20 protein-coding genes are annotated in these 26,525 nt (G+C 70.9%); 11 read left to right on the forward strand and 9 right to left on the reverse strand.

Annotated features, from left to right (window positions below; all coding sequences use genetic code 11):
• Positions 1-312: 312 nt before the first annotated feature.
• The 5 genes from ACHWVH_RS03195 to ACHWVH_RS03215 all read right to left on the reverse strand — a co-directional run bounded on the left by ACHWVH_RS03195 (position 313) and on the right by ACHWVH_RS03215 (position 8,653).
• Positions 313-1,239 (reverse strand): GAF domain-containing protein, encoded by a 927-nt coding sequence (locus tag ACHWVH_RS03195; protein WP_017910581.1) that lies wholly within the window; start codon positions 1,237-1,239, stop codon positions 313-315.
• A 128-nt stretch (positions 1,240-1,367) separates the two neighbouring features.
• Positions 1,368-2,147, reverse strand: coding sequence for a DUF72 domain-containing protein (locus ACHWVH_RS03200; RefSeq protein WP_394686665.1), 780 nt, complete (start codon positions 2,145-2,147; stop codon positions 1,368-1,370).
• A gap of 271 nt (positions 2,148-2,418) precedes the next feature.
• The gene (locus ACHWVH_RS03205; RefSeq protein ID WP_026143887.1) at positions 2,419-5,304 is read right to left on the reverse strand and encodes a pitrilysin family protein; all 2,886 of its coding nucleotides are present in this window, start codon (positions 5,302-5,304) and stop codon (positions 2,419-2,421) included.
• Between the two features lie 164 nt (positions 5,305-5,468).
• Complete coding sequence (locus ACHWVH_RS03210) at positions 5,469-6,941, reverse strand: cellulase family glycosylhydrolase (protein ID WP_267124144.1); 1,473 nt, start codon at positions 6,939-6,941, stop codon at positions 5,469-5,471.
• Between the two features lie 254 nt (positions 6,942-7,195).
• Positions 7,196-8,653: a cellulase family glycosylhydrolase gene (locus ACHWVH_RS03215; RefSeq protein ID WP_394686666.1), complete on the reverse strand. Its 1,458-nt coding sequence runs from the start codon at positions 8,651-8,653 to the stop codon at positions 7,196-7,198.
• A 485-nt stretch (positions 8,654-9,138) separates the two neighbouring features.
• Here ACHWVH_RS03215 and ACHWVH_RS03220 point away from each other — a divergent pair, with 485 nt between their 5' ends.
• From ACHWVH_RS03220 to ACHWVH_RS03230, 3 genes are all read left to right on the forward strand, one after another.
• The gene (locus tag ACHWVH_RS03220; protein WP_267092977.1) at positions 9,139-9,657 is read left to right on the forward strand and encodes a hypothetical protein; all 519 of its coding nucleotides are present in this window, start codon (positions 9,139-9,141) and stop codon (positions 9,655-9,657) included.
• 275 nt (positions 9,658-9,932) lie between these two features.
• Positions 9,933-11,609: a M28 family metallopeptidase gene (locus ACHWVH_RS03225; RefSeq protein ID WP_394686667.1), complete on the forward strand. Its 1,677-nt coding sequence runs from the start codon at positions 9,933-9,935 to the stop codon at positions 11,607-11,609.
• On the forward strand, positions 11,606-12,130 hold the full coding sequence (locus tag ACHWVH_RS03230; protein WP_295937082.1) for a hypothetical protein: 525 nt from the start codon (positions 11,606-11,608) through the stop codon (positions 12,128-12,130). Before ACHWVH_RS03225 ends, ACHWVH_RS03230 begins: the two co-directional genes overlap by 4 nt.
• Positions 12,131-12,143: 13 nt before the next feature.
• On the opposite strand, the gene ACHWVH_RS03235 is transcribed toward ACHWVH_RS03230, so the two are convergent.
• Positions 12,144-13,736, reverse strand: coding sequence for an APC family permease (locus ACHWVH_RS03235; RefSeq protein WP_295937079.1), 1,593 nt, complete (start codon positions 13,734-13,736; stop codon positions 12,144-12,146).
• A 248-nt stretch (positions 13,737-13,984) separates the two neighbouring features.
• On the opposite strand from ACHWVH_RS03235, the gene ACHWVH_RS03240 reads away from it, so the two are divergent.
• The 6 genes from ACHWVH_RS03240 (at position 13,985) to ACHWVH_RS03265 (ending at position 17,738) form a co-directional block, all read left to right on the forward strand.
• Positions 13,985-14,407, forward strand: a complete 423-nt coding sequence (locus ACHWVH_RS03240) for a hypothetical protein (RefSeq protein WP_017908519.1) — start codon at positions 13,985-13,987, stop codon at positions 14,405-14,407.
• A 10-nt stretch (positions 14,408-14,417) separates the two neighbouring features.
• Positions 14,418-14,867, forward strand: a complete 450-nt coding sequence (locus tag ACHWVH_RS03245; protein WP_152182479.1) for a type II 3-dehydroquinate dehydratase — start codon at positions 14,418-14,420, stop codon at positions 14,865-14,867.
• Positions 14,848-15,066 (forward strand): hypothetical protein, encoded by a 219-nt coding sequence (locus tag ACHWVH_RS03250; protein WP_017913865.1) that lies wholly within the window; start codon positions 14,848-14,850, stop codon positions 15,064-15,066. The genes ACHWVH_RS03245 and ACHWVH_RS03250 overlap by 20 nt, the downstream gene beginning before the upstream one ends.
• Positions 15,067-15,234: 168 nt before the next feature.
• Entirely contained in the window at positions 15,235-16,539 is a 1,305-nt protein-coding gene (locus ACHWVH_RS03255) for a sensor histidine kinase (protein ID WP_295910124.1), read from the forward strand.
• Positions 16,532-17,299, forward strand: coding sequence for a LytR/AlgR family response regulator transcription factor (locus ACHWVH_RS03260; RefSeq protein ID WP_394686668.1), 768 nt, complete (start codon positions 16,532-16,534; stop codon positions 17,297-17,299). Before ACHWVH_RS03255 ends, ACHWVH_RS03260 begins: the two co-directional genes overlap by 8 nt.
• Before the next feature lie 43 nt (positions 17,300-17,342).
• Positions 17,343-17,738 (forward strand): hypothetical protein, encoded by a 396-nt coding sequence (locus tag ACHWVH_RS03265; RefSeq protein ID WP_295927458.1) that lies wholly within the window; start codon positions 17,343-17,345, stop codon positions 17,736-17,738.
• A gap of 553 nt (positions 17,739-18,291) precedes the next feature.
• Here ACHWVH_RS03265 and ACHWVH_RS03270 read toward each other — a convergent pair.
• Both ACHWVH_RS03270 and ACHWVH_RS03275 read right to left on the reverse strand, forming a co-directional pair.
• Complete coding sequence (locus ACHWVH_RS03270) at positions 18,292-20,409, reverse strand: TonB-dependent siderophore receptor (protein WP_394686669.1); 2,118 nt, start codon at positions 20,407-20,409, stop codon at positions 18,292-18,294.
• A gap of 308 nt (positions 20,410-20,717) precedes the next feature.
• Positions 20,718-21,335: a hypothetical protein gene (locus ACHWVH_RS03275; RefSeq protein WP_026143828.1), complete on the reverse strand. Its 618-nt coding sequence runs from the start codon at positions 21,333-21,335 to the stop codon at positions 20,718-20,720.
• Positions 21,336-21,509: 174 nt separating this feature from the next.
• Here ACHWVH_RS03275 and ACHWVH_RS03280 point away from each other — a divergent pair, with 174 nt between their 5' ends.
• Together ACHWVH_RS03280 and ACHWVH_RS03285 are read left to right on the forward strand one after the other, a co-directional pair.
• Positions 21,510-22,439: an oxygenase MpaB family protein gene (locus ACHWVH_RS03280; protein WP_394686670.1), complete on the forward strand. Its 930-nt coding sequence runs from the start codon at positions 21,510-21,512 to the stop codon at positions 22,437-22,439.
• Between the two features lie 177 nt (positions 22,440-22,616).
• Positions 22,617-25,514 (forward strand): EAL domain-containing protein, encoded by a 2,898-nt coding sequence (locus ACHWVH_RS03285; RefSeq protein ID WP_394686671.1) that lies wholly within the window; start codon positions 22,617-22,619, stop codon positions 25,512-25,514.
• On the opposite strand, the gene ACHWVH_RS03290 is transcribed toward ACHWVH_RS03285, so the two are convergent.
• Positions 25,504-26,517 carry a Rieske 2Fe-2S domain-containing protein gene (locus ACHWVH_RS03290; RefSeq protein WP_394686672.1) on the reverse strand — a complete coding sequence of 338 codons (1,014 nt, stop codon included), beginning with the start codon at positions 26,515-26,517 and terminating at the stop codon, positions 25,504-25,506. The genes ACHWVH_RS03285 and ACHWVH_RS03290 overlap by 11 nt on opposite strands.
• Positions 26,518-26,525 lie beyond the last annotated feature (8 nt).

A 26,525-nucleotide genomic window follows, 5' to 3' on the forward strand; every position in this document is an offset into this window, starting at 1 on the left:
CCGGATCCGGTGCGTGCCCACCCGATCCTGCCCTGGCGGCCGCGCGCCGCCCGGCTCGTAACGGTGAGGGACCGCAACGCCTGGGGCATGCAAGAACGGGGCCGCTAGGGCGGCGTGGCTGCTCGTCGCCGGGTCAGCCGGAGCACGTCATCTGCAGAATGGTTGGCGCCGCTCGCCCAGAGCGGGGCGGCTGGGCGTTCAGCGCGCCGCCAAGGCCGGTGCGCGTAGGTGCTTGCCCGCTGCGGATCAGGGAGCTGGGGCGTCAGCGCGCCACGTGCGCCGGCGGTCGCCGGTCGGCGATCCGCCCGCAGGTCAGGCCGACTGCTGCGGCCGCTGGCGGTCCTTCTCGGCGCTGAGCGCGGCTTCGGCGCGCAGGAACACCTGCCCGATCGGCTCGTCCGCCCGCGTGGCCTGGGCGTCGCCGACCAGCACGGTCAGCCCGAGCGCCTGCTGCCGCGCGGCGATCTCGCGCAGGCCGCGCAGCTTCTGCTCGGCGTCGGCGCCGTGCAGCATGACGATGAATTCCGCGCTGTCGGTCGCCCGGTCCACACTGTCGGCGGCGCCGTCGTCCTGCACGTAGCTGGCCAGGGTGCGGTCGAGTTGCTGCAGGCTGCTGCCCAGCAGGCGTTCGCTCTGCCGCTCGGCCAGCGCGGCCAGTTCCTGCACTTCCAGGATCACCACACGGTAGCGGCCGCCGGTGCCGGAGTCCGTGTTGTCGCCAACCGGGTGCGCTTGCAGGAGCGCCTCGCGTTGACGCTGCAGCGCATCCCGGCGCGCGTCGAGCAGGCGCATGGCCGTGCGCGCCAGCGCGCGCAGGCCGTCGCGCTGGGCGTCCTTGAGTTCGCGCGGCGTGGTGTCCAGTACGCACACGGTGCCCAAGGCGATGCCCTCGTCGGTCACCAGCGGCATGCCGGCATAGAAGCGCGCGCCGATGTCGCCGCGGACCACGGAGATGTCGGCGAACCGCGGGTCGTCGGCGAGGTCGGGCACTTCCATCAGTTGCTTGGGCTCACGGATCGCGTGGTCGCACACCGCCTGGCTGCGCTCGGTCTGCGGCACCTCCAGGCCCATCCGCGCCTTGAACCATTGCCGGTCGCGATCCACCAGCGACAGCAGCGCGATCGGGGTGTCGCACAGGGCGGCGGCGATCTGCACGATGTCCTGGTAGGCGTCCTCGGGCAGGCTGTCGACGATGTGGTAGCTGTCGAGGACACGCTGGCGCTGGGCTTCATCGGTCATGGGCGGCGTCGGGTCTGGCGCGGATCGCGAGGCGCAGCACCATACCGCAGGGCGTGGCGACGTCGCGTGGACAGGCGCACAAGCGTGACGTGGTGCACGCCAAGTGCCCGATTGCTGTACGTTGGCGATCAACCCGCGGCGCCGGCGCCGAGCGCGCGCAGCTGCGTCTGCAGCGTGGCGGCGTTGTCGAGGGCGTGGCCGAGCGCGGTGTTGTCGAAGATCACCCAGGTTTCGCCCGTGTGTGGCGTGGCGGCGACGACGCGCTCGGCCAGGTCGCGCAATGTGTCGTCGGTGTAGGCGCTGTAGTAGATGCGCGGCGCGCCGTGCCAGCGCCAATAGGCCGGCGCCGCCGTGCCTGCCGGCTGCGCGGCGGTGGCGTCCAGCGCCGGGTCGGCGGCCACGCGCGCGATGCGGTGGCGCTGCCACAGCGCTTCGGCGCGCGCGCTGAACCAGCTGACGTGGCGCGGTTCGCAGGCGATGCCGCCGTGCCAGCGGCGCCGCAGCATCGCGAAGAAGGTGGCGGCGGTGCGTGCATCGAAGGCCAGGCTCGGCGGCAGCTGCACCAGCAGGCAGCCGAGCCTGTCGCCGAGATGGCCGACCTCGTCGAGGAAGGTCTGCAGCAGCGGCGCGACGCGGGACAGGCGCGCGTCGTGGGTGATGGTGCGTGGCAGTTTTGCAGAGAAGCGGAAATGCGTCGGCACGCTGTCGACCCAGCGCTGGTAGGTGCTGGCGCGGTGGGCGCGGTAGAACGTGGAGTTGATCTCGACCGCGTCGAAGCGGGTGGCATAGCGCGCCAGCTGGCTGGCGCCGTCGCCGACCAGGGCGCGTTGCGTGCTGGCGATCGACCAGCCGGCGCAGCCGACGCGGATGCGGGGAGCGACGACGCGGCGGGGAGAAGCGGTCGGCATCGGCGGTGGCAGGCAAGGACAGGCCTGTCGGATACCAAGCGTTGCGACCAGGCGCCGTGAAGGACAGGCGCGGCGCGCCGCCTTGGCAACCCATCCGCGACCCGTGCGCATGCCAGGGAAGGTCGATGCCTGCGGGCTGCGCCGGAGCGCAGCCTGCGCGTTCACTGTCGTCGCATGCGCATGCGCATGCGCATGTCGCATTACGCGATGGCGATGCGTTGGCGCCGGCGCGTGGCGCATGGCGGGGCAGCCCCGCCATGCGTGTGCGGCGTTACGGCTTGGCCTTCGCCTTGACCGGCTGGCCGTCGCTGTCCAGCACCTGCACCTCGCCCAGCTTCAGCGCACGCACCGGCGCTTCGATCTGCTTGAGGTCGCCGACGATCACCCAGGTCATCGCCTGCGGCGCCACGATCTCCTTGATCGCCGCTTCCGCCGCCGGCTGGTCCACCGCTTCCAGGCGCGTCTTCAGCGTCTGCACGTAGTCGTCCGGGCGGCCGTACTGGACGATGCCTTCCATCGCGCCGAGCACCGCACCGGTGGTCTCGAAGCTGCCCGGCAGGGCGCGCACGCGCTGTTCCTTGATCTTGGCGATCTCGGCGGCGGTCAGCGGCTTGTCGCCGACCACGGCCTTGGCTTCCTTGAGGATCTCGGCGGCCGATTCGGCGGTCTTGTCGGTCTGCACCGGGGCGAAGAACAGGAACGGGCGCTGGCCGATCGCGTCGATCATGAAGCTGTTGGCGCCGTAGGCCCAGCGCTTGTCCTCGCGCAGGTTCATGTTCAGTCGCGAGGTGAAGGTGCCGCCGAAGGCGCCGTTGGCCACGCCGATCGCCAGGTTGTTCGGCGCCTTGGTCGAGGGCGCCAGCAGGCCGGCCAGGATCAGCGACTGCGGGGCGTCGTCGCGGTTGATCAGGAACACGCGCGGCTTGGGCTGCGCGGCCACCTGCGGCAGGCTCTTGGTCGGGCGCTTGCCGGCCGGGGCCTGCCAGTCGCCGAACGCGGCATCCAACTGCGGGATGATCTTGGCCAGGGTGGTGTCGCCGGCGACCAGGATGCGCACGTTGTCCGGACGCAGCCAGTTGTTCTGGAACGCGCTCAGATCGCCCGCGGTCAGGCTCTTGATCGCCGCCTCGGTGCCGGTGCCGGTGAGCGGCACGCCGTACGGATGGGTGGGGCCGTACAGCAGCGGCGGCAGGGTGCGCAGCGCCAGGCCCTGCGGCTGGGTCTTCTCCTGCGCGATCGAGGCCAGCCACTGGCCGCGGATGCGCTCGATGTCGTCGGCCTTGAACGCCGGGTTGCGCACGATGTCGGCGAACAGCTCCAGCGACGGCGCCAGCTGGTCGTTGAGCGCGTTGAGCGAGGCGTCGCAGCTGTCCAGTTCGCAGGACACGCTGGTCATCGCGCCCAGGCGCTGGCGGCGCTGCGCCACGTCCACCGAATCCAGGTTGCGGGTGCTCTCGTTCATCAGCGCCGCGGTGAAGTTGGCGGTGCCGAGCTTGCTGCCGCGGTCGGTCGCGTAACCGGCATCGAACAGCATCTGGATCTGCGTGACCGGGATGGTGTGACGCTCGGCCAGCACCACCTCGATGCCGTTCTTGAGCTTGCCGCGCTGCAGTTGCGGGAAGCTCAGGCTCGGGAACTGGCTGGTCTCCGGCACGCCGGCCGCGCGGTCCACCTGCGACTTGCCGACGCTGTAGTTGCCCTTGGCCGGCACCTTCGGCGCGGGCTTGCCCGGGGCCGCCGGCAGCGGCTTGACCGCCTTGTCCTCGGCCGCCGGATCGAAGCCTTCCGGCGCCGGCAGCACGGTCAGCAGGTAGTCGCCCTTGCCGAACCAGGTGTCGGCGGCCTTGCGCACGCTGGCGACGGTGGCGTCCTGTGCGCGCTGCAGGTCCTTCTTGTAGGCGCCCGGATCGTTGCGGTAGACCTGGCCCTCGGCCAGCACCGTGGCCTTGCCGCCGAAGCCGCCGACCTTCTCCAGGCCGCGCACGAAGCCGGCGCGGTAGCCGACCTGCGCGCGCTGCAGTTCGTCGGCGGTGGGGCCTTCGGCCAGGAACTTCTGCAGTTCGTCGGCGATGGCGGCCTCGACCTTGGCCGGGTCCACGCCTTCCTTCACGTCGGCGGTGATCTGCAGCTGGCTGGCCAGCGCGAACGACTGCAGGCCGGCGGAGACGTCGTCGGCCAGCTTGTCGCGGTAGACCAGGCGCTGGTACAGGCGGCTGGTCTTGCCGCCGCCGAGCACGGTGGTGGCCAGGTCCAGCAGCACCGCGTCGTCGGTGCCCAGTTGCGGCGCCACCCAGGTGCGGTAGATGCGCGGCTGCGCGACGTGGTCGTGCTGCACGCCGCGGGTCTGCTTGGCCAGCGGGGTGATCCACGGCTGCTGGCGCGGCACCGGGCGGCCGGCGGGGATGTCGCCGAAGTACTGCTCGGCCTTGGCCTTGGCCTGCGCCACGGTGATGTCGCCGGCCAGCACCAGGGTGGTGTTGGCGGCGCCGTAGTTGTCGTGGAACCACTGTTTGACGTCGTCCAGCGAGGCCGCGTCGAGGTCGGCCATCGAGCCGATGGTGTCGTGCTGGTACGGGTGGTTGGCCGGGAAGATGTTGGCCAGGATGTTCTCGTCGACGCGGCCGTAGGGGCGGTTCTGGCCCTGGCGCTTCTCGTTCTGGACCACGCCGCGCTGGGTGTCCAGTTCCTTCTGACCGATCGCGCCGAGCAGGTGGCCCATGCGGTCCGATTCCATCCACAGCGCGGTGTCCAGCGCGGTGGTCGGCACGGTCTCGAAGTAGTTGGTGCGGTCGAACCAGGTGGTGCCGTTCATGTCGGTGGCGCCGACCTTCTCGAACGGCTGGAAGTAGGTGCCCTTGTGGTTCTCCGAGCCGGAGAACATCAGGTGCTCGAACAGGTGCGCGAAGCCGGTCTTGCCGGCCGGCTCGTCGCCCGAGCCGATGTGGTACCAGATGCTCACCGCCACCACCGGCGCCTTGTGGTCCTCGTGCACCACCACGGTCAGGCCGTTGGGCAGGGTGAAGCGGGTGTAGGCGATCTCCGGCGCGGTCGCCTGGCCCGGCGTGGCCGCGGCCAGGGCCGACGGCGCGGCGACCAGGGCGGCGCCGGTGCCGAGGGTGAGGATGCTGGAGATCAACAGCGACAAGGGACGGAGCATGGGCCGGGCCTGAGTGTGGACAGTGCGCCAGCATAGAGGGGCGGCGGCGGCCGCGGGAACGTGACTGATGGCACACCGCGCGGCGCCGCGTGGGCGGCCGGCCTCGCGCACGGCCCGCGCGGGAGAAGGGCCGTGCGGGTGGCGTCAGGGACGCAGCGGCGCGCTCAGCGTGCGGCGCAGAAGCCGAACTCGGCAGTGGCGCCGGGGGCCAGGGTCTTGTTCCAGTCCACGCCGCTGGCGCTGAGCGTGGTGCCCGACTGCGTCCAACTGGCGTTCCACAGGTTGTTGACGGTGCCGCTGATCGACAGGGTGACGCTCCAGTCGCCGCTGCTGCCGCCGGTGTTGGTCACCTGCACGCGGTTGCAGTAGCCGGCGTTCCAGTCGCTGTCGACCAGCACCTTGGTGCTGAAGCTGCTGCCGGACGGCGGCGGCGTGGGCGTGGTGCCGCCGCCATTGCCACCACCGTTGCCACCGCCACCGTTGCCACCACCGCCACCGCCACCGCCCGTGCTGCTGCCGTCACTGTCCCACAGCTTCTTCAGCAGGGTCACCTTGTCGGTGCGCACCGTGCTCCAGTCGTCGTTGAGGATGCCGCCGGTGTCGCCGCTGTTCGGGTTCCACGACCAGTAGAAGCCGCTGTGGATGCCCTTGCCGATCAGGTAGTCGACCAGCGCGTTCTGCCACTGCACGTCCAGCGGATTGCCCTGGCCGTACTTGCCGCCGAACTCGCCCAGCAGCAGCGCGTGGCCGGCCTGGGCGAACTGGCCGAAGTGCTGCTCCCAGATCGCCGGCATGTTGGCCGGGAAGTTGGACGCGCTGAAGTACGGCTGCATGTAGACGTCCGGTCCGTACACGTGCGGGGCGAGCAGCAGGCGGTTGGCCGGGATGGCCAGCGGGGTGCAGGCCAGCGGTTCCAGGTTCTCGCCCCAGAAGTGGGCGGTGTCGCTGGAGCAGGTGGACGTGTTGGAAATGCCTTCGACCACGATCAGCCAGTTCGGCGCCGCGTTCAGCACCACCGCCGACGCGCGTTCGGCGGCCTTGTTCCAGTCGGTGGCGGCATTGCCGCTGCCCCAGGTGGCGGCGCCGTGCGGCTCGTTCTTCAGATCCAGGCCGATCACCCCCGGCACCGACGCGTAGCGCTTGGCCACGAAGCTCAGATCATTCAGCCATTGCTGCTCGCTGTAGCTGCCGGTGTACCAGAGTTCGGAGATCGCGTTGCAGTCCGGGGTGTGGTGGTCGAGCAGCACATACATGCCGCGGCTGCTGAGTTCGTTGATCACCTTGTCGAGCAGCTGCAGCGAGTTCAGGCCCTGCAGGTCGGGATTGCGGCTGTAGTCGATGCTGCCGGGCGATACCGCCTGCAGCGTCTGCGGGCAGAACGGCAGGCGCACGGCGTTGAAGCCCAGGCCCTGCATCTGCGTGATCATGTCCTTCCAGTTGCGCGCCCACAGACCGTGCACGGTGTGCTGCGAGGTCTCGAAACCGAACCAGTTGACGCCGCGCAATTGCACGGCGTTGCCGGCGTCGTCCACCACCTTGCCCTGGTTGATGGCATAGCTCCAGGCCGAGCCGCTGGCGACCACGAGCGCCGCGGCCAGCAGGCAGCGGGTAATGCGGGAATGCAGGGATCGGTTCATCGCGATGCTCCGAGGGTGGCCGGTGCGGAGTGCGCCGGCCAAGGGGGCGGATACTTGGCGGCGATGATCGGCAGTGTCCGCCATGGCGGCCGTGACTGCCGTTGCAGAAGACGGGCTTGTCCACGGATTGCGCGCGGGAGCTGTGGTGATGTCCACGGGCGTGCCGTCGCCTGGTGAAAACGCCAACGGCAGCGTCGTGGGACGCTGCCGTTGAGGTTGCGCCCCGCGCGCTGCGCGGGGCGATGGCGCCGTCTTCAGCGGGCGGCGCAGAACCCGAACTCGGCGGTGGCGCCGGGGGCCAGGGTCTTGTTCCAGTCCACGCCGCTGGCGCTGAGGGTGGTGCCCGACTGCTTCCAGGTGGCGTTCCACAGGTTGTTGACGGTGCCGCTGATGGACAGGGTGACCGCCCAGTTGCCGGTGGCGCTGCCGCTGTTGGTCACCTGCACGCGTTCGCAGTAGCCGGCGTTCCAGTCGCTGTCGACGATGACCTTGGTGCTGAAGCTGGCGCTGCCCGGGGCCGGGGTCGGCGTGGGGGTCGGAGTGGGCGTCGGCTCCGGGGTGGGCGTGGGCGTCGGAGTGGGTGTCGGCGTGGTGCCGCTGGTGTCGCCCCACAGCCGCTTGAGCCCGGTCATCTTCTCGGTGCGCACGGTGGTCCAGTCGTCGTCGAGCACGCCGCCGGTGTCGCGGCTGTTCGGGTTCCAGGCCCAGTAGAAGCCGCTGCGGATGTTCTTCTTGATCAGGTAGTCGATCAGCGCCTTCTGCAGGATCGGGTCCTGCGCCTGGTTGCGGCCTTCGTTGCCGCCGAACTCACCGATCATCATGGTGTAACCGAGCTGGGTCAGCTGGCCGAACTGGCGCTCCCAGATCGCCGGCATGTTGGCCGGGAAGCTGCTGTCGCCGAAGTAGGGCTGCCAGTTCACGTCCGGGCCGTACACGTGCGGCGACAGCAGCAGGCGGTTGGCCGGCACGTTGAGCTTGGTGCAGGTCAGCGGTTCCAGGTTGCCGCCCCACCAGTAGCCGTAGCTGCTGGAGCAGGTCGGGTTGTCGGTGATGCCCTCGACCACGATCAGCCACTTCGGCGCCACCTTCAGCACCGCCGCCGAGGCGCGCTCGACCGCCTTGTTCCAGTCGGTCTTGAGGTTGCCGGTGCCCCAGGTGTTGCGGCCGTTCGGCTCGTTCTTCAGGTCGATGCCGATCACGCCCGGCACCGACGCGTAGCGCTTGGCCACGAACGTCAGATCGCTGAGCCACTGCTGCTCGCTGTAGGAGTCGGTGTACCAGAGCTCGGAGATGCCCTGGCAATCGGGCGAGTGGTGGTCCAGCAGCACGTACATGCCGCGGTTGCTCAACTCGTTGACCACCTTGTCCAGCACCTGCAGCGAATTCAGGCCCTGCAGGTCCGGGTTGCGGCCGTAGTCGATGCTGGTCGGCGCGACGCCGCGCAGGGTCTGCGGGCAGAACGGCAGGCGCACGGCGTTGAAGCCCAGGCCCTGCATCTGCGTGATCATGTCCTTCCAGTTGCGCGCCCACAGGCCATGCACGGTGTGCGCGCTGCCTTCGAAGCCGAACCAGTTGACGCCACGCAGCTGCACCGCGTTGCCGCGGTCGTCCACCACCGTGCCTTTGCTGACGGCGTAACTCCAGGCCGAACCGCTGGCGGCCAGCAGCGCGGCGGCCAGCACGCAACGGGTGATGCGGGTGAGAGGGGACATCGACATCTCTGCAGGTCTCCGGAAGCGGGCCGGCCCCGCAGTCGGAGCGGCCCAGATGAGGGTAGGGGCAACGGGCGCCGCGCCCGGCTCGGGTGGAAGCCGGGAGGCGCTCGCGGATCGGCGTGGCCACCGGATCGGCGCGGCCCCGTGATGCGCGAGCGCGGCATTAGAGCATGTTCAGGTTCGTATTTGAGCGGTTTATCACAATAAATTTTTGCGACAGCGCACGTCTGGCGGGTGCCCGGCCCTCGCCGGTCCCGCGGCCGCCTCGCTACACTCGGCCGCTCATGCCTGCCGAGAGGGATCTTCGTGCAACGTCCAAACCTGTCCTTCGCAGTGCAGTGGCCCCATTGGCGCCCCGATTCCGCCTTCCGCGCGCGCCGCGGCGCCGGCGCAGCGCGGCGCGCGTGAGTCGGGAACCGCTACCGCCGTCCGCAGCGCCGGCGCCTGCCCCGGCGGTTGCCGCCGGGGCCGCGGCGGCACGGATGGGCGAAGCTGCGGCGGTCGCCCCGGCGGACACCGCGGCCGCTGCGTGCGCGCAGCCGGATGGCGTGCCCCCGGGCAATGGGGCGCCGCGCTGGTTGGTCCGCAGCGGCGTGGTGCTGGCGTTCGCGATCGTCGGGCCGCTCCTGGGCACGCTGGTCGTCGGTCTGCCGTTGGCGTTTTTCTGGACGTGGGGGCAGCCCGGCGGCTTCGGCGATGCGCTGCCGCTTCTCCTGCTCATGGCGTTGATGTCCTGCATCTTCGGCGCGTTGCCGGGGCTGTTGACCGGCCTGTTCGCCGCCTATGCCTGGCCCCGCCTGCGTGGCTGGCGCGCGCATCTGCTGGTGGGGATGATCGGTGCCGGCATGTCGGCCGTCTGCGTCGGTGCGCTCATCGCCTGGATCAACAGCCACCGCGACGCGTTCCGCGAGCCCGGCAGCTGGCTGGGATCTTGCGTGCTTGCCGGGGGCGTCGGCGCCATGCTGCTCTCGCTGGCGCTGGATCGGCTGCGCGGACGCTGAGCGCTGCCGCGGCCCGGCCGGTGCTGGCCTGGGGCCGCGAGGGGGGCGCCAGCCGGCCCGCGGGCTCCAGCCACGGAAGTCCCGGGCGAGCGTCCATTTCCTCGCGCGTCCCTGCTACGCCCACGCGCAGCGGCACGCGGCATGCGCGCGGATGATGGCGCGCCCCACGACATCAGCGCTCGAACGACCGCGCGCGCCCAAACCGCCCCGGCCCCTGCCGATCGCCTGGCCGCGCCGCTACACTCGAGGTTCTTTGTGTCTGCCGAGGGAACTCCGTGAAACGACCGATCGTGAGCCTGCTGGCGCTTGCGCTGTCCGGCGCCGGCCTGGCGGCACCGCCGCCCGCACCGACCTTCGACACCAAGCGCTTGTCCGCCGACGTCAAGACACTGGCCTCCGACGCCTACGAGGGCCGCGCCCCGGGCTCGGCGGGCGAGGAGAAGACCGTGGCCTATCTGAGCGCGCAGTTCCAGGCGGCCGGCCTGCAGCCCGGCGGCGACCTGCGCGACGGCAAGCGCCTGTGGACCCAGGCGGTGCCGCTGCGCCGCGCCGACATCGTCGGTACGCCGCAGCTGGCCATCGCCAGCGGCGACCAGCGCCAGGCCCTGACCCAGGGCCAGCAGATCGCCGTGCGCGCCGCGCTCGACGGCAGCAGCCAGGTGACCCTGGACGGCGCACCGCTGGTGTTCGTCGGCTACGGCGTCAAGGCGCCCGAGCGCGGCTGGGACGACTTCAAGGGCGTGGACCTGAAGGGCAAGATCGCGGTGGTGCTGATCAACGACCCCGATTTCGAGACCGGCAAGGGCGCGTTCGACGGCAAGGGCATGACCTACTACGGCCGCTGGACCTACAAGTTCGAGGAAGGCGCGCGGCAGGGCGCGGCCGGCGTGCTGATCGTGCACGAGACCGCACCGGCGTCCTACGGCTGGGCCACCGTGGCCAACTCCAATACCAACAGCATGTTCGACGTGGTCCGCGACGATCCCAAGTCGGTGCACCCGGAGCTGGAGGGCTGGATCCAGCGCGACCTGGCGGTGGACCTGTTCAAGCGCGCCGGGCTGGATTTCGATGCGCTGAAGAAGCAGGCGCAGTCGCGCGACTTCAAGCCGGTGGAGCTGAAGGGCGAGCGCCTGTACGCCGACTACGCGGTGAAGTCGGAGGTGATCACCTCGCGCAACGTGGTCGCGCGCCTGCCCGGCAAGACCCGGCCGGACGACACCCTCATCTACACCGCGCACTGGGATCACCTGGGCGTGGGCGCGCCCGACGCCAAGGGCGACCGCATCTTCAACGGCGCGCTGGACAACGCCAGCGGCGTCGCCGCGCTGCTGGAACTGGCCCGCGCCTTCGCCAAGGGCCCGGCGCCGCAGCGCTCGGTGGTGTTCATGGCGGTCACCGCCGAGGAGAAGGGCCTGCTCGGCTCGGAGTACTACGCCTCCAAGCCGCTGTATCCGCTGGCGCGCACGGTGGCGGTGATCAACATGGACGGCATGAGCCCGTTCGGGCCCTCGCGCGATTTCGGCATCTACGGCACCGCCAAGCTGGAACTGCTCGACGACCTCAAGCGCGTGGCCAAGGGCTGGGACCTGCGCTACACGCCCGATCCGAAGCCGGAAGCCGGCTACTTCTTCCGCTCGGATCACTTCTCCTTCGCCAAGCGCGGCGTGCCGGCGCTGTCCTTCGCTGCCGGCCAGGACTGGGTGGACGGCGGCGTGGCGGCCGGCAAGGCCGCCTCGGACGACTACACCGCCAAGCGCTACCACCAGCCCGGCGACGAATGGCAGCCGAACTGGACCTTCGCCGGCGCCGCGCGCGACATGCAGGTGCTGTACACGCTGGGCGAGGAACTGGCCAATTCGACGCAGTGGCCGAACTGGAGCCGCGACTCCGAGTTCCGCGCCACCCGCGACGCCAGCGCTGCGCAGCGCCAGGCGGCGCCCGCCAAGCAGTGAGCCACGACCCGTTGCCGCCTGCGTCGCAGGCGGCCCCGGACGCACGCGCGGACGAGGTCGACCCGCTCGACGCGGAAGCGGGCAACGACCCGCTGCCGCGCTGGCTGGTCGGCGTCGGCGTGGTCACGACCTTCCTGTTCGTCGGCCCGCCGCTCGGGACCGTGGTGGTCGGGCTGCCGGTGGCGATCGCGATGACCTGGGGAGAGGGCAGCGGCGCCCCGCTGCTGCTGCTCCTGCTGATGGCGACGTTTTCCTATGTGTTCGGCGCCTTGCCGGCGCTGTTGACCGGTCTGTTCGCCGCACGCGCCTGGCCGCGCCTGCGCGGCTGGCGCGCGCATCTGCGCATCGGCCTGATCGGCGCCGGCACCTCGGCGGTCTGCGTCGCCGCGGCGTTGGCCTTGTTCGACAGACGCGACGACCCGTCCCACCAGGGCGTCATCGCGGTGGGCCTGTGCGCCCTGGCCGGTTTCGTCGGCGCCGCGCTGCTGTCGCGCGCGCTGCAATTCCTGCGCGGCGGCTGAGCGCCGCCGCGGCTCAGCCGGCGCTGGCCTGCTGCAGCGAGGGGGTGCGCCAGCCGGCGCGCACGCCCCAGAAGTAGAAGCCCAGCGCGACCACGCCGACCACCACCAGGTCCGGCCCGTAGGACAGGTAACCGTGGCCGCCGAAGGTGGTGCTGCCGGCCCACGATAGCAGGGCGATGGTCGGCAGATAGGCGATCAGCCAGCTGGCGCCGCGCAGGTGCCGGCGGAAATCCTTCCAGCCGTCGCGCTGCTGGTAGTAGGCGTACACCGGCAGGGCGACCAGCATCAGCAGGATGATCTCGCCGGTCAGCGGCCAGCGCGCCCAGTACAGCAGTTCGGTGGCCAGCACGAAGGCGGCGGCGGCCAGCACCGGCAGGCCGGCGATGCGCAGCGGGCGGTGCATCTCCGGCGCGTGCTTGCGCAGCGCCATCGCGCTGATCGGGCCGGTCAGATAGGAAATGATCGTCGCCACCGAGATCACCGCCGCCAGCGTGCCCCAGCCGCGGAAGAAGAACAGGAACAGGTAGGACACCAGCAGGTTGAAGAACATCGCCGGGCGCGGCACGCCCCAGGTCGGATGGATCCGGCCCAGCACCTTGGGCATGGTGCCATTGCGCTCCATGCCGTAGATCATCCGCGCGGTGGTGGCGGTGTAGGTGATGCCGGTGCCGCTGGGGCTGACGAAGGCGTCCACGTACAGCAGCATCGCCAGCCAGTGCAGGTTGACGATGATCGCCAGCTGCGCGAACGGCGAGCGGAAGTCGATGCCGTGCCAGCCGGCCTTGGCCAGCAGGTCCGGCGGCACCGCGCCCAGATAGGCGACCTGCAGCAGCACGTAGACCACCGTGGCCAGCGCGATCGAGCCGAGCACGGCGAACGGGATGCTGCGCCCGGGATTGCGCGCCTCGCCGGCCAGGTTCACCGGGCTCTGGAAGCCGTTGAAGCTGAACACGATGCCGGCGGTGGCCACCGCGGTGAGCACCGCGGCGAAGTCGATGGTGTGGCTGCCGCCGTGCAGGCCGACGCTGAAGTTCTCGCTGTGGAAGCCGCTGGCGATCAACGCCACGCCGGTCAGCGCCGGCACCACCAGCTTGAACACGGTGATCAGGCTGTTGGAGCGCGCGAACAGCTTGACGCTCCAGAAGTTCAGCAGGAAATACACCAGCACCAGCACCGCGGCGATGCACAGGCCGGGCACCGACAGCTCGCCGGCGCCGCCGGGCTGCTGCACGTACAGGTCCTGCGCCCACTGCCAGGGCCAGGACGCCATGTACTGCACCGAGGCCTCGGCCTCCACCGGGATCACCGACACGATCGCGATCCAGTTGGCCCAGCCGGCGATGAAGCCGACCAGCGAACCGTGCGAATAGTGGCTGTAGCGGACCATGCCGCCGGACTCGGGGAACATCGCGCCCAGTTCGGCATAGGCCAGGGCGATGGTGGTGACGATCGCCGCGCCCAGCACCCAGGCCCAGATCGCACCGGGGCCGGCCAGCCCGGCGGCGCGCCAGGCGCCGAACAGCCAACCGGAACCGATGATCGAACCGAGGCCGGTCAGCATCAGGGCGAACGGGCCGACATCGCGGCGCAGGGCGGTTTGGGTCATGGCGGGTCCGGCGGCGGCGGGAAGCGGGGGATGATCGCATAAAGCCGGGAATGGGGATTGGGGAATGGGGAATCGGAAAAGCGGCGTGTCGTTGGCTGAACGTTCCCGGCTTGCGCTCAACGATTCTCCATTCTCCATTCCCGATTCCCGGCTTACGCAAGCTTTACGCCCCAGGCCCACTTCCGCCATGGAACGCTTACGCGGCACGCGCGCAGACTGCGCCACGTCCTTTCCGTTGGATGTGTTCCATGTCGATTCTGCTGATCCAGGGCCCGCATCGCGATGCGTCGGCCATCGCCGCGGCGCAGTGTCTGGCCGCTTCCCATGCCGCGCAGGTGGTGCCGGTGGCCTGTGCCGATGCTGCGCAGATCGTGGCGCGGCTGCAGCAAGGCGCGTGCGACGACACCGAGCTGGTGCTGCTGGATTCCGGCGAGTTGCCGGCGTCGGAGCTGGCCGACCATGGCGCGCAGTTGTGCGCGGCGCTGGACGCGCTGGGCCATCCGTACATCGAGGTGCACGATGCCAGCGCGCAGGCGCTGGAACCGCTGCTGCATCCGCGGCACATGCCGTTGCTGACGGTGATCGCCAACGGGGCGCTCGCCGACAGCTACGCGATCGCCCTGGGCGTGGCGCAGCGCCGGCTCGGCGCGCGCGCGGCGCTGGCCAACTGAGGGCGCCGCCATGTCGATCCTGTTGCTCCGTGGCCCCGACTGCGTGGCCGGCCATCGCGGCCGCCCGGCCCGCATCGCCCCACCGGTGATGCGGCAATTGCTCGCCCATGCCGGCCGCGCCGGCAAGACCCTGGCGGTGCGCGGCTGCGCCAGCGAGCGCGAACTGCTGCAGGCGCTGGCCCAGGCCGACCAGGCCGGGGTGGAGATGCTGCTGCTGGATCCGGGCGCGTGCTCGGACAGCGCCATCACCGCCGACGCGGTGGCGCACCTGCGCCGGCCTTACGTGGAAGTGCACGACGATGCCAGCGATCGCCGCGAAGCCTGCCTGTGCGCGGCGTCGGGGCAGCGCCTGGGCCAGGTCGGCGGCTACTGCGCGCAGGGCTACGCGCTGGCGCTGTCGATCGCGCTCGAACATCTTGGCTGCAACGGCTACGAAGGCGATGTCCACGTCGGCACCTGAGCGCGCGCGCCACTACCTGGCCGACTACGAGGCCTACAGCTTCGGCCAGCGCGTGGCCTGGGGCACCCTGGCGCACACCTGGGCCGAGCCCGCGCCGCTGGACCCGGAGCGGCTGCTGTGTCACATGCGGGCGCAGGCGGCGCAACGCCACGGCGTGGACAGCAGCGAGATCCGCATCCGCAGCGTGAGCCGGCTGTAGGGCGCGCTGTCGCCTGGAATGGCGCCGCCGCCTCGGCGTGCGGCTGGGCTGCGATTTCGTCCTGCCAAGGCCCGGTCCCATCCTCGCCAGCGGCGGTTTCGTCGCACGCCGCTGGCGCCGTGCGACGCCGCGGCTATCCTCGCCGGAACTACCCAGTCCCCGGCCGCCATGCTCGCCAGCCTGTTCTTCCTCGTTCGCCTGTTGTGCGCCTGGGCAGTGGCGGTGGTTGTCGCCGCCTTCGTCTGGGCCGGGTTGTTCTACGGCATGAATTCCGGACCGGGCTGGCTGTTCGGCCTGTTGGCGATGCTGTTGATGCTGTCGGCGCTGATCGCCGGCATCACCCACCTGCGCAAGGTCTGGCTGATCGCCGGGCGCCTGGACTGGGGCACCCTGGCCAGCCGCCAGCGGCGCCAGATCGAGATCCCGCTGGACACCCATGAGGCGTTCGCACTGCTGGATGCGGCGGTGCGCGAGCTGCCGCGGGTGGAGGAGGTGGAAAGCACGCTGGACAGCCTGCAGGTGCGCGCCAAGGTGCGCCGCATCGATCCGTACAACGGCCGCCCGCCGTCGCGCTGGAACCTGGCCGCGCGCTTCGCGGTCAAGCGCAACCAAGTGGTGGCGACGGTGACCCCGGGCACCGGCACCAGCAGCCTGACCCTGCTGCTGGAGCCGGATGCCAGCGCCTGGATCGACCTGTTCGCGGTCGACGAGGGCAGCAACTACGAGAACGCCGAAGCCCTGGGTCGTGCGCTGGCGCGGCGCGTGGCCGAGCTGCGCCGCGACGAGCAGGCCGCCGCCACACAGGCCGCCACCGAGCAGGAGCTGACCGTGGCGCGGCTGAACCTGCTGCACGCGCAGGTCGAGCCGCACTTCCTCTACAACACGCTGGCCAGTGCACAGGTGCTGGCGCGGACCGATCCGCCGCGCGCCGACCTGATGCTGGGCTATCTGATCCAGTACCTGCGGCGTTCGCTGCCCAGCACCGAGGACGCGATGAGCTCGCTCGGCGACGAACTCGAGCGGACCCAGGCCTACCTGGAGATCCTGCGCATCCGCATGGGCGCACGCCTGCAACTGCAGGTGCAGGTGCCGGAGACGATGAAGACGCTGCCGCTGCCGTCGATGATGCTGCAGACGCTGGTGGAGAACGCGATCAAGCACGGTCTGGAACCCAAGCCCGGCGGCGGCACCATCTGGATCCTGGCGCGCGCGGTCGACGACCACGTCACCCTGACCGTGGCCGACGACGGCCTGGGCTTCAACACCCAGTCCAGCGGCACCGGCATCGGCCTGAAGAATTTGCGCGAGCGCTTGCGCCTCACCTATGCCGGCGCGGCGAGCTTCGCCATCGTCTCCAACTTCCCCAGCGGCGTGGCCGCCACCATCACCCTGCCGTGGCCGGCGGGGACGACGCAGACACCGCCGCCAGCGCCGGCAGCGGTGGCGATGCACACGGGAGCGCACCATGACTGACGCGATCGTCGCCGAGGACGAAACCCTGTTGCGCGATGCGCTGGTCGCGCTGCTGGGCGAGGTGTGGCCGGAGTTGCGCATCGTCGCCGAGTGCGAGGACGGCGCCAGCGCGCTGGAGCGGCTGGCCGAGCTGCGCCCGCAGGTGGCGTTCCTGGACATCCGCATGCCCGGGCTGAGCGGCATCGAGGTGGCGCGTGCGCTGGGCGAACTGAGCCCGCACACGCAGGTGGTGTTCGTCACTGCCTACGACCAGTACGCCATCGACGCGTTCGAGCACGGCGCGGTGGACTACCTGCTCAAGCCGATCGTGCGCGAGCGCCTGCAGGCCACGGTGCAGCGGCTGCAGGCACGGGCGGCGCAGGGGCCGGATCCGGCGGTGCTCGACGCGCTGCTGCTGCGTCTGCAGCAGCGCCCGGCCGCGCCGTCGGCGCCGCCGCCGCTGGCCTGGGTCACCGCCAGCAGCGGCCGCGAGACGCGGCTGATCCTGCTCGACGACGTGCTGTATTTCCAGGCCGACAGCAAGTACACCACGGTGCTCACCCGCGACGGCGAGGCGGTGCTGCGCACCTCCTTGCGCGAGCTGCTGGACGTGCTCGATCCGGCGGCGTTCCGGCAGATCCACCGCTCCACCATCGTCAACCTCAAGGCGGTGGCCTCGGTGGTGCGCGACGACACCGGCAAGGGCCGGCTGAAGCTGCGCCACCGCGACGAGGTCCTGACCGTCAGCCAGCCGTACATGAGCCTGTTCCGCGGCATGTAGCCGCGCATTCCCTCGCTTCGCACTGGAACAAGGAATCTCCGCCATGCGTCTGCTCTCCGTGCTGTGGTCGTGCCTGCTCGGCCTGTTCGGCTGCCAGGGACATGCCGATCTCGACCTGTCCATGGGCGCCCGCCGCGAGACCGTGGTGCAGGCCAGCGAACGCGGCGTGCCGCTGCTCTTCAGCCGCACCACGTATCGCGGTGGCCTGGCCACGTTCCGTTGCATCGACAGCCGCAGCGGGCGCTGCCACTACCGGGTCTACGCCGCCTGCACGGCATCGCCGCAGGCCAGCGGCGGCGATGGCGCTGCCTGCAATCCGCACGTGCTGCAGGCCTTCGATCTGGCGATCGGTCAGCGCCGCGAGATCGCCGGGCTGCCACGCGACTTCCGCCAGTGCGTGGTGTCGGATGCACCGGCGTCGGCCTGCGGGCGCGAGTGAGAGGCGATAGCGAACGGCTGGTCGATACGATCTTCCGACACATCCAGCGATGTCACGATGGCCGCGGCTGTTGTGGGAGGGACTTCAGTCCCGACGCGTCTGCAATGGAACTGCCGGATGGCGTCTTGCGTCGCTACCGAAGTGGCTCCCACACCGACATTGCCGCGGAGCTGTCGGACGTCGCGCGTCGCGGCTGAAGCCGTTGAGAGGCATTGCCGCAGAGCCGTCGGACGACGTCATGCGTCGCGGCTGAAGCCGTTCCTGCGCGATGCCTCGTTGCGGTCCGAAGATCGGCACCGTCGGAGCGGCGTCAGCCGCGACCCGGATGCGAGGTCGACCGACGCATCGCGTCGCCGTATCCGCCCTTGCATCCGACTGTCGCAATCGGATCGCTGCCGTTGTGGGAGGGACTTCAGTCCCGACGCCTCCGCAACGGAGCCGCCGGATGGGCTCTCGCGTCGCGACTGAAGCCGCTCCCACAGGACGCTGTCCCGCGATCCCACAGCACGCTGGCACGAACGGCGTCGCGTCGTGCGCAATGACGCGCACCCACTCAGTAATCCACGCCCACCGAGAACAATAGCGTGCGCGGGTCGCCCAGGGCCACGGCGCGCTGCAGGCCGCCGGTGAAGTAGTCGCGGTCGAAGGCGTTCTTCAGGTTCAGCGCGTAGCGCCAATGGCCCTGGCGGTAGCCCAGGCCGGCATCGAATACCAGGTAGCCGGGAATGCGATGGCCGTAGGCGGTCTTCTCGCCTTCGGCGCGGGCGCCGCCGCTGACGCTCCAGCCGTCGGCCGCGCCGTGGGCGGTGTACTGCAGCCACACAGAACCGCTATGCCGCGGCACGTTGTTCAGGCGGCTGCCGACGCTGCTGACACGCTGGCCACCGTCGTCGGTGACCACCGCATCGGTGTAGGCGTAGCCGCCGAACAGGCTCAAGCCGTTGCCCAGGTCGGCGGCGGCGTTGAGCTCCAGGCCGCGGCTGCGCTGTTCGCCCACGGCGATGCTGTAGCCGTCGTTGAACGGATCGGTCTGCAGCACGTTGCGCCGGCGCAGGTCGTACAGCGCCATGCTCAGGCTGGTGCCGCTGCCGACTTCCATCTTGACGCCCAGTTCCACCTGGCGCCCGCGCTCGGGATCGAACTGCGCGCCCTGCGCATCGACGCCGACGTTGGGATAGAACGAGGTGGCGACGCTGACATACGGGCGCAGCCCGCCACCGGCGTCGAACATCAGCGCTGCCGAGCCCGTCGTGGCACTGTTGTCGGTGCGCGTGTCGCTGCCGGCCAGCCGGTCCTCGCTCTGGTTGCGGCTGCGATCGTGGCGCAGGCCCAGCAGCAGTTGCCAGTCCGGCGCGAACTGGATGCGGTCGCGCAGGTACAGGCCGCCCGAGGTCACCACGCTGAGGTTGTCGCGGGTGGGGCGGGCCGGGCAGGTCACGGCGCTGCCGTAGACCGGCGCGTACACGTCGAGATTGCCGACGCGGCAGGTCGACTGCACGTTCCATTCCCAGGTCTTGAACGCGTCCAGGCCGGCGGTGACGGTGTGCTGCCAGGTGCCGGTGGCGAAGCCGCCCTGCAGGTAGGTGTCCTGCACCCAGGTGCGTCCGTCGAACTGTTGCTGGGTGGCGGTACGGCGCAGGGTGCGCAGGTTGGCGGCCAGGCCGTTGTTGGCGATCAGGAAACCGTCCAGGCCGAAGCTCTGCCAGCGCGCGGCATGGTGCAGGCTCCAGCCGTTGTCGAAGCGGTGATCGAGCACGTAGCCGATCCGGCTCTGATGGCTGTGGTACGGCCGCTGCCCGGGTTCGCCGGTGAACAGCGCGCGGTCGATCCTGCCGTTGCGGTTGGGTTCGGCGCTGCCTTCCCAGGGCAGGCCCTGCTGGCGGATGTAGTCGCGTTCCTGGTAGCTGGTCAGCAGCACGAAATCGGTGCGCGGGCCCAGGTCCAGCGACAGCGAGGGGGCGATCCAGCGGCTGCGGAAGTACACGTGGTCGGACGGGTCGTCGCTGTTCATCGCCAGCGCATTGAGGCGCAGTGCGACCTTGCCATCGGCCGACAGCGGCTGGTTGAGATCCACGCTGCCCTGGCGCAGGCCGTCGCTGCCCACGCCCAGGTCGACCCGCCGCATCGGCTCGGCGCCGGGACGCTTGCTGATCAGGTTGACCAGGCCGCCCGGCAGCACCTGTCCGTACAGCAGCGAAGCCGGGCCTTTCAGCACCTCCACCTGCTGCACGCCGAACAACTGCTCGGCCACGCGGTTGCTGTCGGCGGTGCGCAGGCCGTCGACGAACAGCGCGTCGGAGGCGGTCTGGCCGCGGATGATCAGGTCGTCCCAGCCGCGCCGGCCGTAGGTGTTGGCGACGACCCCGGAGACGTTGTGCAGGGCATCGGACAGGGTGCGCGCCTGCTGGCTGTCCAGCAGCGCGCGCGGCACCACGGTGATCGAGAACGGCGTCTGCGCCAGCGGCGCATCCGACTTGTCGGCCTGCACCGGTCCGGTGGCGCGGAAGCCGCTCTGCGCGTCGGCGCGCACCTGCACCGTGGGCAGGGCGGTCGCCTGTGCGGCATCGGCGCCGCTGTCGGCGTCCGAGACGGTGTCGGCACTGGCGGCGTGCGCAGGCAGGGACAGCGCCATGCCCAGCAGGCAGGCGCACGAAAGGGGATGCAGTGTCATCGAGACCGTGGGGCGAAAGTTCTAATCGAGAATGATTATATTTCGCGAAACGGGCGTTGGGAATGCCCTGTGTCACCGCGGTCGGCCGACGCCGGCTGCGTCGGGTCGGTGCGGTTTGACTGGGGGCTGGCATCGCCGTGGCGTTGCGCCCTTGCGGCGATCGCGGGCGTGAGCGAACACGCCGTCGGACGCGCGGATCGCGACCGACTGCGCGCGTGTTGCGCCAGTGTCACGCCCGCGCGTGATGTCGGATCGGCGGGCGCGCCGTCTATCGCAGACGGCGCGCGTGAGATGCGTGTGCGGCGGACTCAGCCGGCGACGCGGAACACGCCGGGCTGGCCGCCGGGTGGCGTGCCCTCGAACTGGATCAGCGAGGCGACCAGTTCGGCATGCAGGCGGATGCGGCCCATCTCGCGCATGATCCGGATGTCCTCGTGGCGTAGTTCGCGGTTGGCCACCACCTCGCGCTTGTAGGCGAGGATCTCCGGATACTTGCGCGCCATGTTCAGCGCGTCGGCCACGCACTCCACGGTGTCGGCATCGGCCGACAGCGGTTCGCGGCTGTTGAACGCGGTGAGCCAGCGCTCGAAGCCGGCGGTGCGGTCGAACATGTTGGCGATGAACCAGATCACGAACAGGATCGCCACCCACGAGGTGACCACGATGACGATGCGCGAGAACGTCAGGTGGTAGTCGTGCTGCCACAACTGCGCAGTGATCACGCCGAGCAGGATCAGCGAGATCGCCTGCCAGCCGATGATCGACGCCACCAGCCACTGCTGCTTGGCCTTGGCCAGCAACGCGACCTCTTCGCGGATCTGCGCCTCGCTCTTGTGCTGCCAGTGCGCGACCTGTTCGGGAAACGAGCGCTGATGCAGCGCGTTGTCCTCGAGCAGCAATCCCAAGCCTTTGAACAGAGCGAGCATGACGGGCTCCTTGCAGATGCGGTGACGGACGCGGAACGTCGGTTGGCGATCTTGAGGCAGCTTCTTTCTAGCACAGCGGCCGCAAAGTGCATGCTGCGGTCGCACATGCGGCGCGGCAGCGGCGCGCCATACGCCATCGCACGGCGCTCGCGCCGCTTTCGCTACCATCGGCGCATGCCCCCGCTGCTACGCACCCTCTCCGCTCCGGCCACCGCGCAGATCCGCCGCTGGGTGCTGGGCGCGTTCCCGCGCGAACGCGACGCCATCGACTACGACCAGCCGCTCGGCGATGTGGGCCTGTTCGGTCCGGACAGCGTCACCTGGCGCATCCATGCCGAGTTTCCCGGGATGCTGGCCGGCGGGCTGTGTGCGCTGCTGCTGCAGACCCTGCATCCGCTGGCGCTGGCCGGGGTCTACGACCATTCCAACTTTCGCGAGGATCTGGTCGGGCGCCTGCGCCGCACCACCCACTTCGTCGCCGCCACCAGCTACGCGCCCACCGACGCGGCGCAGCGCCAGATCGCCCGTGTGCGTGCGATCCACACGCGGGTGCGCGGCCACACGCCCGACGGGCGCGCCTACGCCGCCGACGATCCGGCGCTGCTGACCTGGGTCCACGTGACCGAGGCCTACGGCTTCCTGCAGGGCTACCGCCGCTACTGCCGCGCGGCGCCGGCGGCGATCGCCGACCGCTATTACGACGAAGGCCGGCGCGTCGCCGAAGCGCTGGGCGCGCGCGACGTCCCGGCCAGCGAGGCGGCGGTGCTGGACTATTTCGAGCGGCAGCGGCCGCTGCTGCGGGTGGATGCGCGCTCGCGCGAGGTGCTGGCGGTGCTGTCCGGGCTGCGTCTGCCGGTGCCGGCGCCGGGGCTGTCGCGCGAACTGTTCCTGGGCGCCGGCGCGGCCTTGCTGCCGCCATGGGCCAGCGCCCTGCTGCGGCAGGCACGGCTGCAGCGCACCGGCCCGACGGTGCCGGCCTGGTTGCTGCAGCAGGTGGCGCCGCTGTTCCGGGTGGCGCTGCACGACGGCATCGCCGCGCGGGCGTGCCGACGGGTGGGGCTGACGACACAGGCACTGGCGCAGTGGCCGCAGCGGACTGAATGATTTATCCGCATCGCTGAACGCAGCATCGCGTCACGGGCGGTCAAGATCGCCGGTCCCAGGCCGCTGTATCCAGCATCTACGCCGCACTCCCGACCCTCGATGCCGCCGAACCCGCTCGCCGACAGGAAGCGTGACCGTCGCTTTCGGCACAGCCTGCGGCGCGTCACGCGCGCGCCGTTGCGGGCGATCGCGACCTGGGGCGTGGCGCTGGCGATGCTGCTGGCCGCCGGCCTGGTGCTGGTGCTGGCGCAGGACCGCCACAACCGCCTGGCCGCAGCGCAGCGGCAGAGCCTGGCCCTGGCCACCGGCAGCGACCGCCTGCTGCAGTTGCAACTGGACAATCTCGGCCAGGCCCTGCATGGCGAGGGCCTGAGCGCGCAGGCGCTGCTGGCGGAGACGCCGGTGCGGGCGCCCGAGCTGATCGCCGCCTCGCTGCACGGCCTGCAGGCGCGGCACCCGGAACTGCGCGACGTGGCCCTGCTGGATGTGCAGGGCCAACGCCGCTTCGGCGGCACGGGCGATCCGCAACTGCGCGCATGGATGCCGCGCGCGCGCTGCGGCGACCGGGTCTGCGTGAGTCCGCCAGTGCGCCTGGCCGATGGCGAGGCGGTGGTGCGCGTGGCGGTCCCGTGGGGGACCGATGGCTGGGTCGAGGCGCAATGGCGGGTGGCCGCGTTGCAACGCATCGTGCGGGGCACCGACAGCGGGCGCGACGGCATCGTCGCGCTGACCGACGCGCAGGGCGTGCTGCTGGCCGCCAGCCGTCCGCTCGCGGCCGGCCAGCCACGCCTGCCGATCGCGCTGGCGCAGCCGATGCCGCACGGCGGCGCCCTGGGGGTACGCCGCGATGTCTTCGACGGGACACCGCGGATCCTGGCGCTGAGCGGCGGCGGTGCGTATCCGTTGCTGGCGGTGGCTGGCGTGGGGCTGCGCGAGACGCTGTCCGGCTGGTGGTGGTTCGCCGCGGCGGCGGCGCTGGTGTACGTGCTGTACCTGCTCGGCCTGGCCTATCTGCTGGTCAGCCTGCGCCGTGCCGAGCGTCGCCAGCGCCACCTGCTGCAGCGCCTGCGCCGCGGCGACGAGGATCTGCGCCTGGCGCACGGCATGGGCGGCATCGGCACCTGGCGCGTCGACATCGCGCAGCGTGTGCTGCGCCTGTCCGAACCGACCGGCGCGATGTTCGGCCTGCAGCGCATGCAACTGCCTATCGAGGCGTTCCTGGCGCGGATCCACGACGAGGATCGCGCACGGGTGACGCAGCTGTACGAGGACGCTGCGCAAGGGCGCGCGGAGTACAACACCGTCTATCGCATGCACCTGCCCGATGGACGCCTGCGCTGGCTGGCCGCGCGCGGCGCGCTGGTGCACACCCGCGAGGGCGTGTGCATGACCGGTGCGGTGCAGGACGTCAGCGACCGGGTGGCGGCGCACGCGCGCCTGCTCGATGCCGAGCGCCAGTTCCGCCTGGTGTTCGATCGCAATCCGTTGCCGTACTGGGTGTTCGCCGTGGACAGCCTGCGCTTCCTGGAAGTGAACCAGGCCGCGGTGCGCCAGTACGGCTACAGCCGCGAGGAATTCCTGGCGATGGACCTGCGCGACCTGCGCCCGGCGGAGGATGCCGAGCGCTTGCTGCAGGACGTGCGCAAACCGCGCGAGGGCTTCGACGCGCCGAGCGTGTGGACGCATCGGCGCAAGGACGGCAGCCTGCTATCGGTGTGCATCCACAGCGCCGACCTGGAGTTCGGCGGCGTGCCGGCGCGGCTGATCCTGGCCGAGGACGTCACCGAGCGCCTGGCCCACGAACGCGAACTGGCCTATCTCGCACGCCACGAATTCAGCACCGGCCTGCTCAAGCCGCGGGCGCTGGCCGAAGCCCTGCGCGCGCAGCGTGGCGGCTACGCCATCGCCTACGTGCAGGTGCGTGGCCTGGCTCTGATCGGCGACACCCTCGGCCGCGCCGCCGGCGACGCGGTGCGCAGCGCGGTGGCCGGGCGCATCCGCGCGCTCGGCGAGCGCTTCGGGCTGAGCGCGCACCAGCCGGCGCAGGACTTCGTGCTGGCGATCCTGGACCCGCAGGCCCTGCCGCTGGCCTTGCAGGCGCTGCAGGAGGCGCTGTACGCACCGGTGCAGGGCGGCGAATTCGCTCAGCAGTTGCAGGCGCACATCGGCGTGGCGCTGTGTCCGGACGATGCCGCCGATGCCGACGAGGCGATCGGCAGCGCCGCGCAGGCCGCGCATGCGGCGCAGGCAGAGGGCCGCAGCCTGGTGCGCTTCGACCGCGCCATGGCCGCGCGCACCGGCGAACGCCTGCGCCTGGCCGGGCGCATCCAGCAGGCGATCGAGCGCCAGGAGTTCGAGCTGTATTTCCAGCCGATCATGGACGCCGTCAGCGGCGCGCCGCGCGAACTGGAAGCCCTGATCCGCTGGCCGCAGGCCGATGGCGGTTTCATCGCGCCGGATGCGTTCATCCAGTTGTGCGAGGACACCGGGCTGATCCTGCCGCTGGGGCGCTGGGTGATGCGCGCGGCGGCGCGGGCGCGCCGCGCCCTGGTCGAGCACGGATGGCCGGACCTGCCGGTGGCGGTGAACGTGTCGGCGTTGCAGTTCTTCGATGGCGATCTGGTCGCCGACCTGGTGCAGGCCTGCGCCGAGGCCGGGCTGGCCGCCAACGGCCTGCAATTGGAGCTGACCGAGAGCAGCCTGATGCGGCAGCCGCAGCAGGCCGGCGATGTGCTGCGGCAACTGCGCGCGCTGGGCGTGCGCGTGGCCCTGGACGATGTCGGCACCGGCTTCTCCAGCATGGCGTATCTGCGCGACCTGCCGCTGGACACGCTGAAGATCGATCGCAGCTTCGTCGCCGAGGTGGACCGCGATCCACGCAACGCCTCGATCTGCCAGGCGCTGCTGACCCTGGGGCATTGCCTGGGGCTGGACGTGGTCGCCGAGGGCGTGGAAACCGAGGCGCAGCTGCGCTGGTTGCGCACGCACGGCTGCGGCGGCGTGCAGGGCTATCTGCTCGGGCGTCCGGCCCCGTTGGCGGATGTGCTGCAGCGGTTCGGCGCGGTCACAGCATGAGTTCCACGTCGTGGCCGCTGCCCGGTGCCGGCAGCGGCTCGCCGTCCCAGTAACGCCGCAGCGGTTCGCGCACCAGGTCCAGCGCGGTGGAGGCACCGCGCGCGCCCGGATAGCGCTGCAGGTTGCGCGACTGCAGCGCGAGCATGCGCCGGTCCTGTTCGCCGACCCGGCGCAGCAGCGGCCACACCAGCAGCCGCACCGCCCACACCGGCGCCCAGCGCCCCTCCACGTGCAGGCTGGCGAAGACGTCGGTGCTGCGCGCGTCGAGCGGGGTGAAGTGCAGGCTGATCCGCACGCGGCCGCCGCGCGCGTAGCGGTACTCGATCTGCGCGCTGCCGGGCGCGGCGAAATGCGCGCGTTCCAGGATGCGCGGCGACTCGAACAACCGGTACAGCCAGCCGCTCTGCGCCGCGGCGCCGCGGTAGTCGACGTGGAAGCCTTCGTCGGTGTGGCGCAGCTCGGCGCGCATGGCGGTGCGCGCGCCGCCGCGCCGCACCAGCCCCGGATGCAGCAGATGGGTGTGCAGCGGGTCCAGGAAGTTCTCCAGCGCATCGACCACGTGCGCCTCCCAGCGCGTGCGCCACAGGAAGCGCCGCGCCGACGGCTGCAGCGCCTGCACCAGTTGCGAGGGCGCGTCCTCGCCTTCCGGATCGGGACGCAGCCAGATCAGGCCGTCGTGCTCGCGCGCGGCGAAGGCGCGGACCCGCACCGCCGGCGGCGCCTGCCCCGGCGGCAGGCCGGGGATCTCGCGCAGGGCGCCGGCGCGGTCGAAGCGCCAGCCGTGATAGGGGCAGGACAGGCCGTCGCCGGTGGCGCAGCCGGCCGACAGCGGCGCGTGCCGGTGCGGGCAGCGGTCTTCCAGCGCCAGCAGGCCGCCATCGGCGCAACGCGCGATCGCCGCATGTCGGTCCATCACCGACACCGCCAGCGGCTGGCGCCGCAACGCCGCGGCGGGCGCGACGGCGAACCACTGCCGGTACAGGGACGGATGCCAGGCGCTCATGCCGCCGG

The organism is uncultured Xanthomonas sp., from assembly GCF_964278005.1.
In the GTDB taxonomy this organism is placed as follows: domain Bacteria; phylum Pseudomonadota; class Gammaproteobacteria; order Xanthomonadales; family Xanthomonadaceae; genus Xanthomonas_A; species Xanthomonas_A sontii.

Coding starts and splice junctions, on each gene's coding strand:
- ACHWVH_RS03195 (WP_017910581.1), bottom strand. CDS start 1,239: ATGACCGATGAAGCCCAGCGCCAGCGTGTCCTCGACAGCTACCACATC.
- ACHWVH_RS03200 (WP_394686665.1), bottom strand. CDS start 2,147: ATGCCGACCGCTTCTCCCCGCCGCGTCGTCGCTCCCCGCATCCGCGTC.
- ACHWVH_RS03205 (WP_026143887.1), bottom strand. CDS start 5,304: ATGCTCCGTCCCTTGTCGCTGTTGATCTCCAGCATCCTCACCCTCGGC.
- ACHWVH_RS03210 (WP_267124144.1), bottom strand. CDS start 6,941: ATGAACCGATCCCTGCATTCCCGCATTACCCGCTGCCTGCTGGCCGCG.
- ACHWVH_RS03215 (WP_394686666.1), bottom strand. CDS start 8,653: ATGTCCCCTCTCACCCGCATCACCCGTTGCGTGCTGGCCGCCGCGCTG.
- ACHWVH_RS03220 (WP_267092977.1), top strand. CDS start 9,139: ATGGGCGAAGCTGCGGCGGTCGCCCCGGCGGACACCGCGGCCGCTGCG.
- ACHWVH_RS03235 (WP_295937079.1), bottom strand. CDS start 13,736: ATGACCCAAACCGCCCTGCGCCGCGATGTCGGCCCGTTCGCCCTGATG.
- ACHWVH_RS03240 (WP_017908519.1), top strand. CDS start 13,985: ATGTCGATTCTGCTGATCCAGGGCCCGCATCGCGATGCGTCGGCCATC.
- ACHWVH_RS03245 (WP_152182479.1), top strand. CDS start 14,418: ATGTCGATCCTGTTGCTCCGTGGCCCCGACTGCGTGGCCGGCCATCGC.
- ACHWVH_RS03250 (WP_017913865.1), top strand. CDS start 14,848: ATGTCCACGTCGGCACCTGAGCGCGCGCGCCACTACCTGGCCGACTAC.
- ACHWVH_RS03255 (WP_295910124.1), top strand. CDS start 15,235: ATGCTCGCCAGCCTGTTCTTCCTCGTTCGCCTGTTGTGCGCCTGGGCA.
- ACHWVH_RS03260 (WP_394686668.1), top strand. CDS start 16,532: ATGACTGACGCGATCGTCGCCGAGGACGAAACCCTGTTGCGCGATGCG.
- ACHWVH_RS03265 (WP_295927458.1), top strand. CDS start 17,343: ATGCGTCTGCTCTCCGTGCTGTGGTCGTGCCTGCTCGGCCTGTTCGGC.
- ACHWVH_RS03270 (WP_394686669.1), bottom strand. CDS start 20,409: ATGACACTGCATCCCCTTTCGTGCGCCTGCCTGCTGGGCATGGCGCTG.
- ACHWVH_RS03275 (WP_026143828.1), bottom strand. CDS start 21,335: ATGCTCGCTCTGTTCAAAGGCTTGGGATTGCTGCTCGAGGACAACGCG.
- ACHWVH_RS03280 (WP_394686670.1), top strand. CDS start 21,510: ATGCCCCCGCTGCTACGCACCCTCTCCGCTCCGGCCACCGCGCAGATC.
- ACHWVH_RS03290 (WP_394686672.1), bottom strand. CDS start 26,517: ATGAGCGCCTGGCATCCGTCCCTGTACCGGCAGTGGTTCGCCGTCGCG.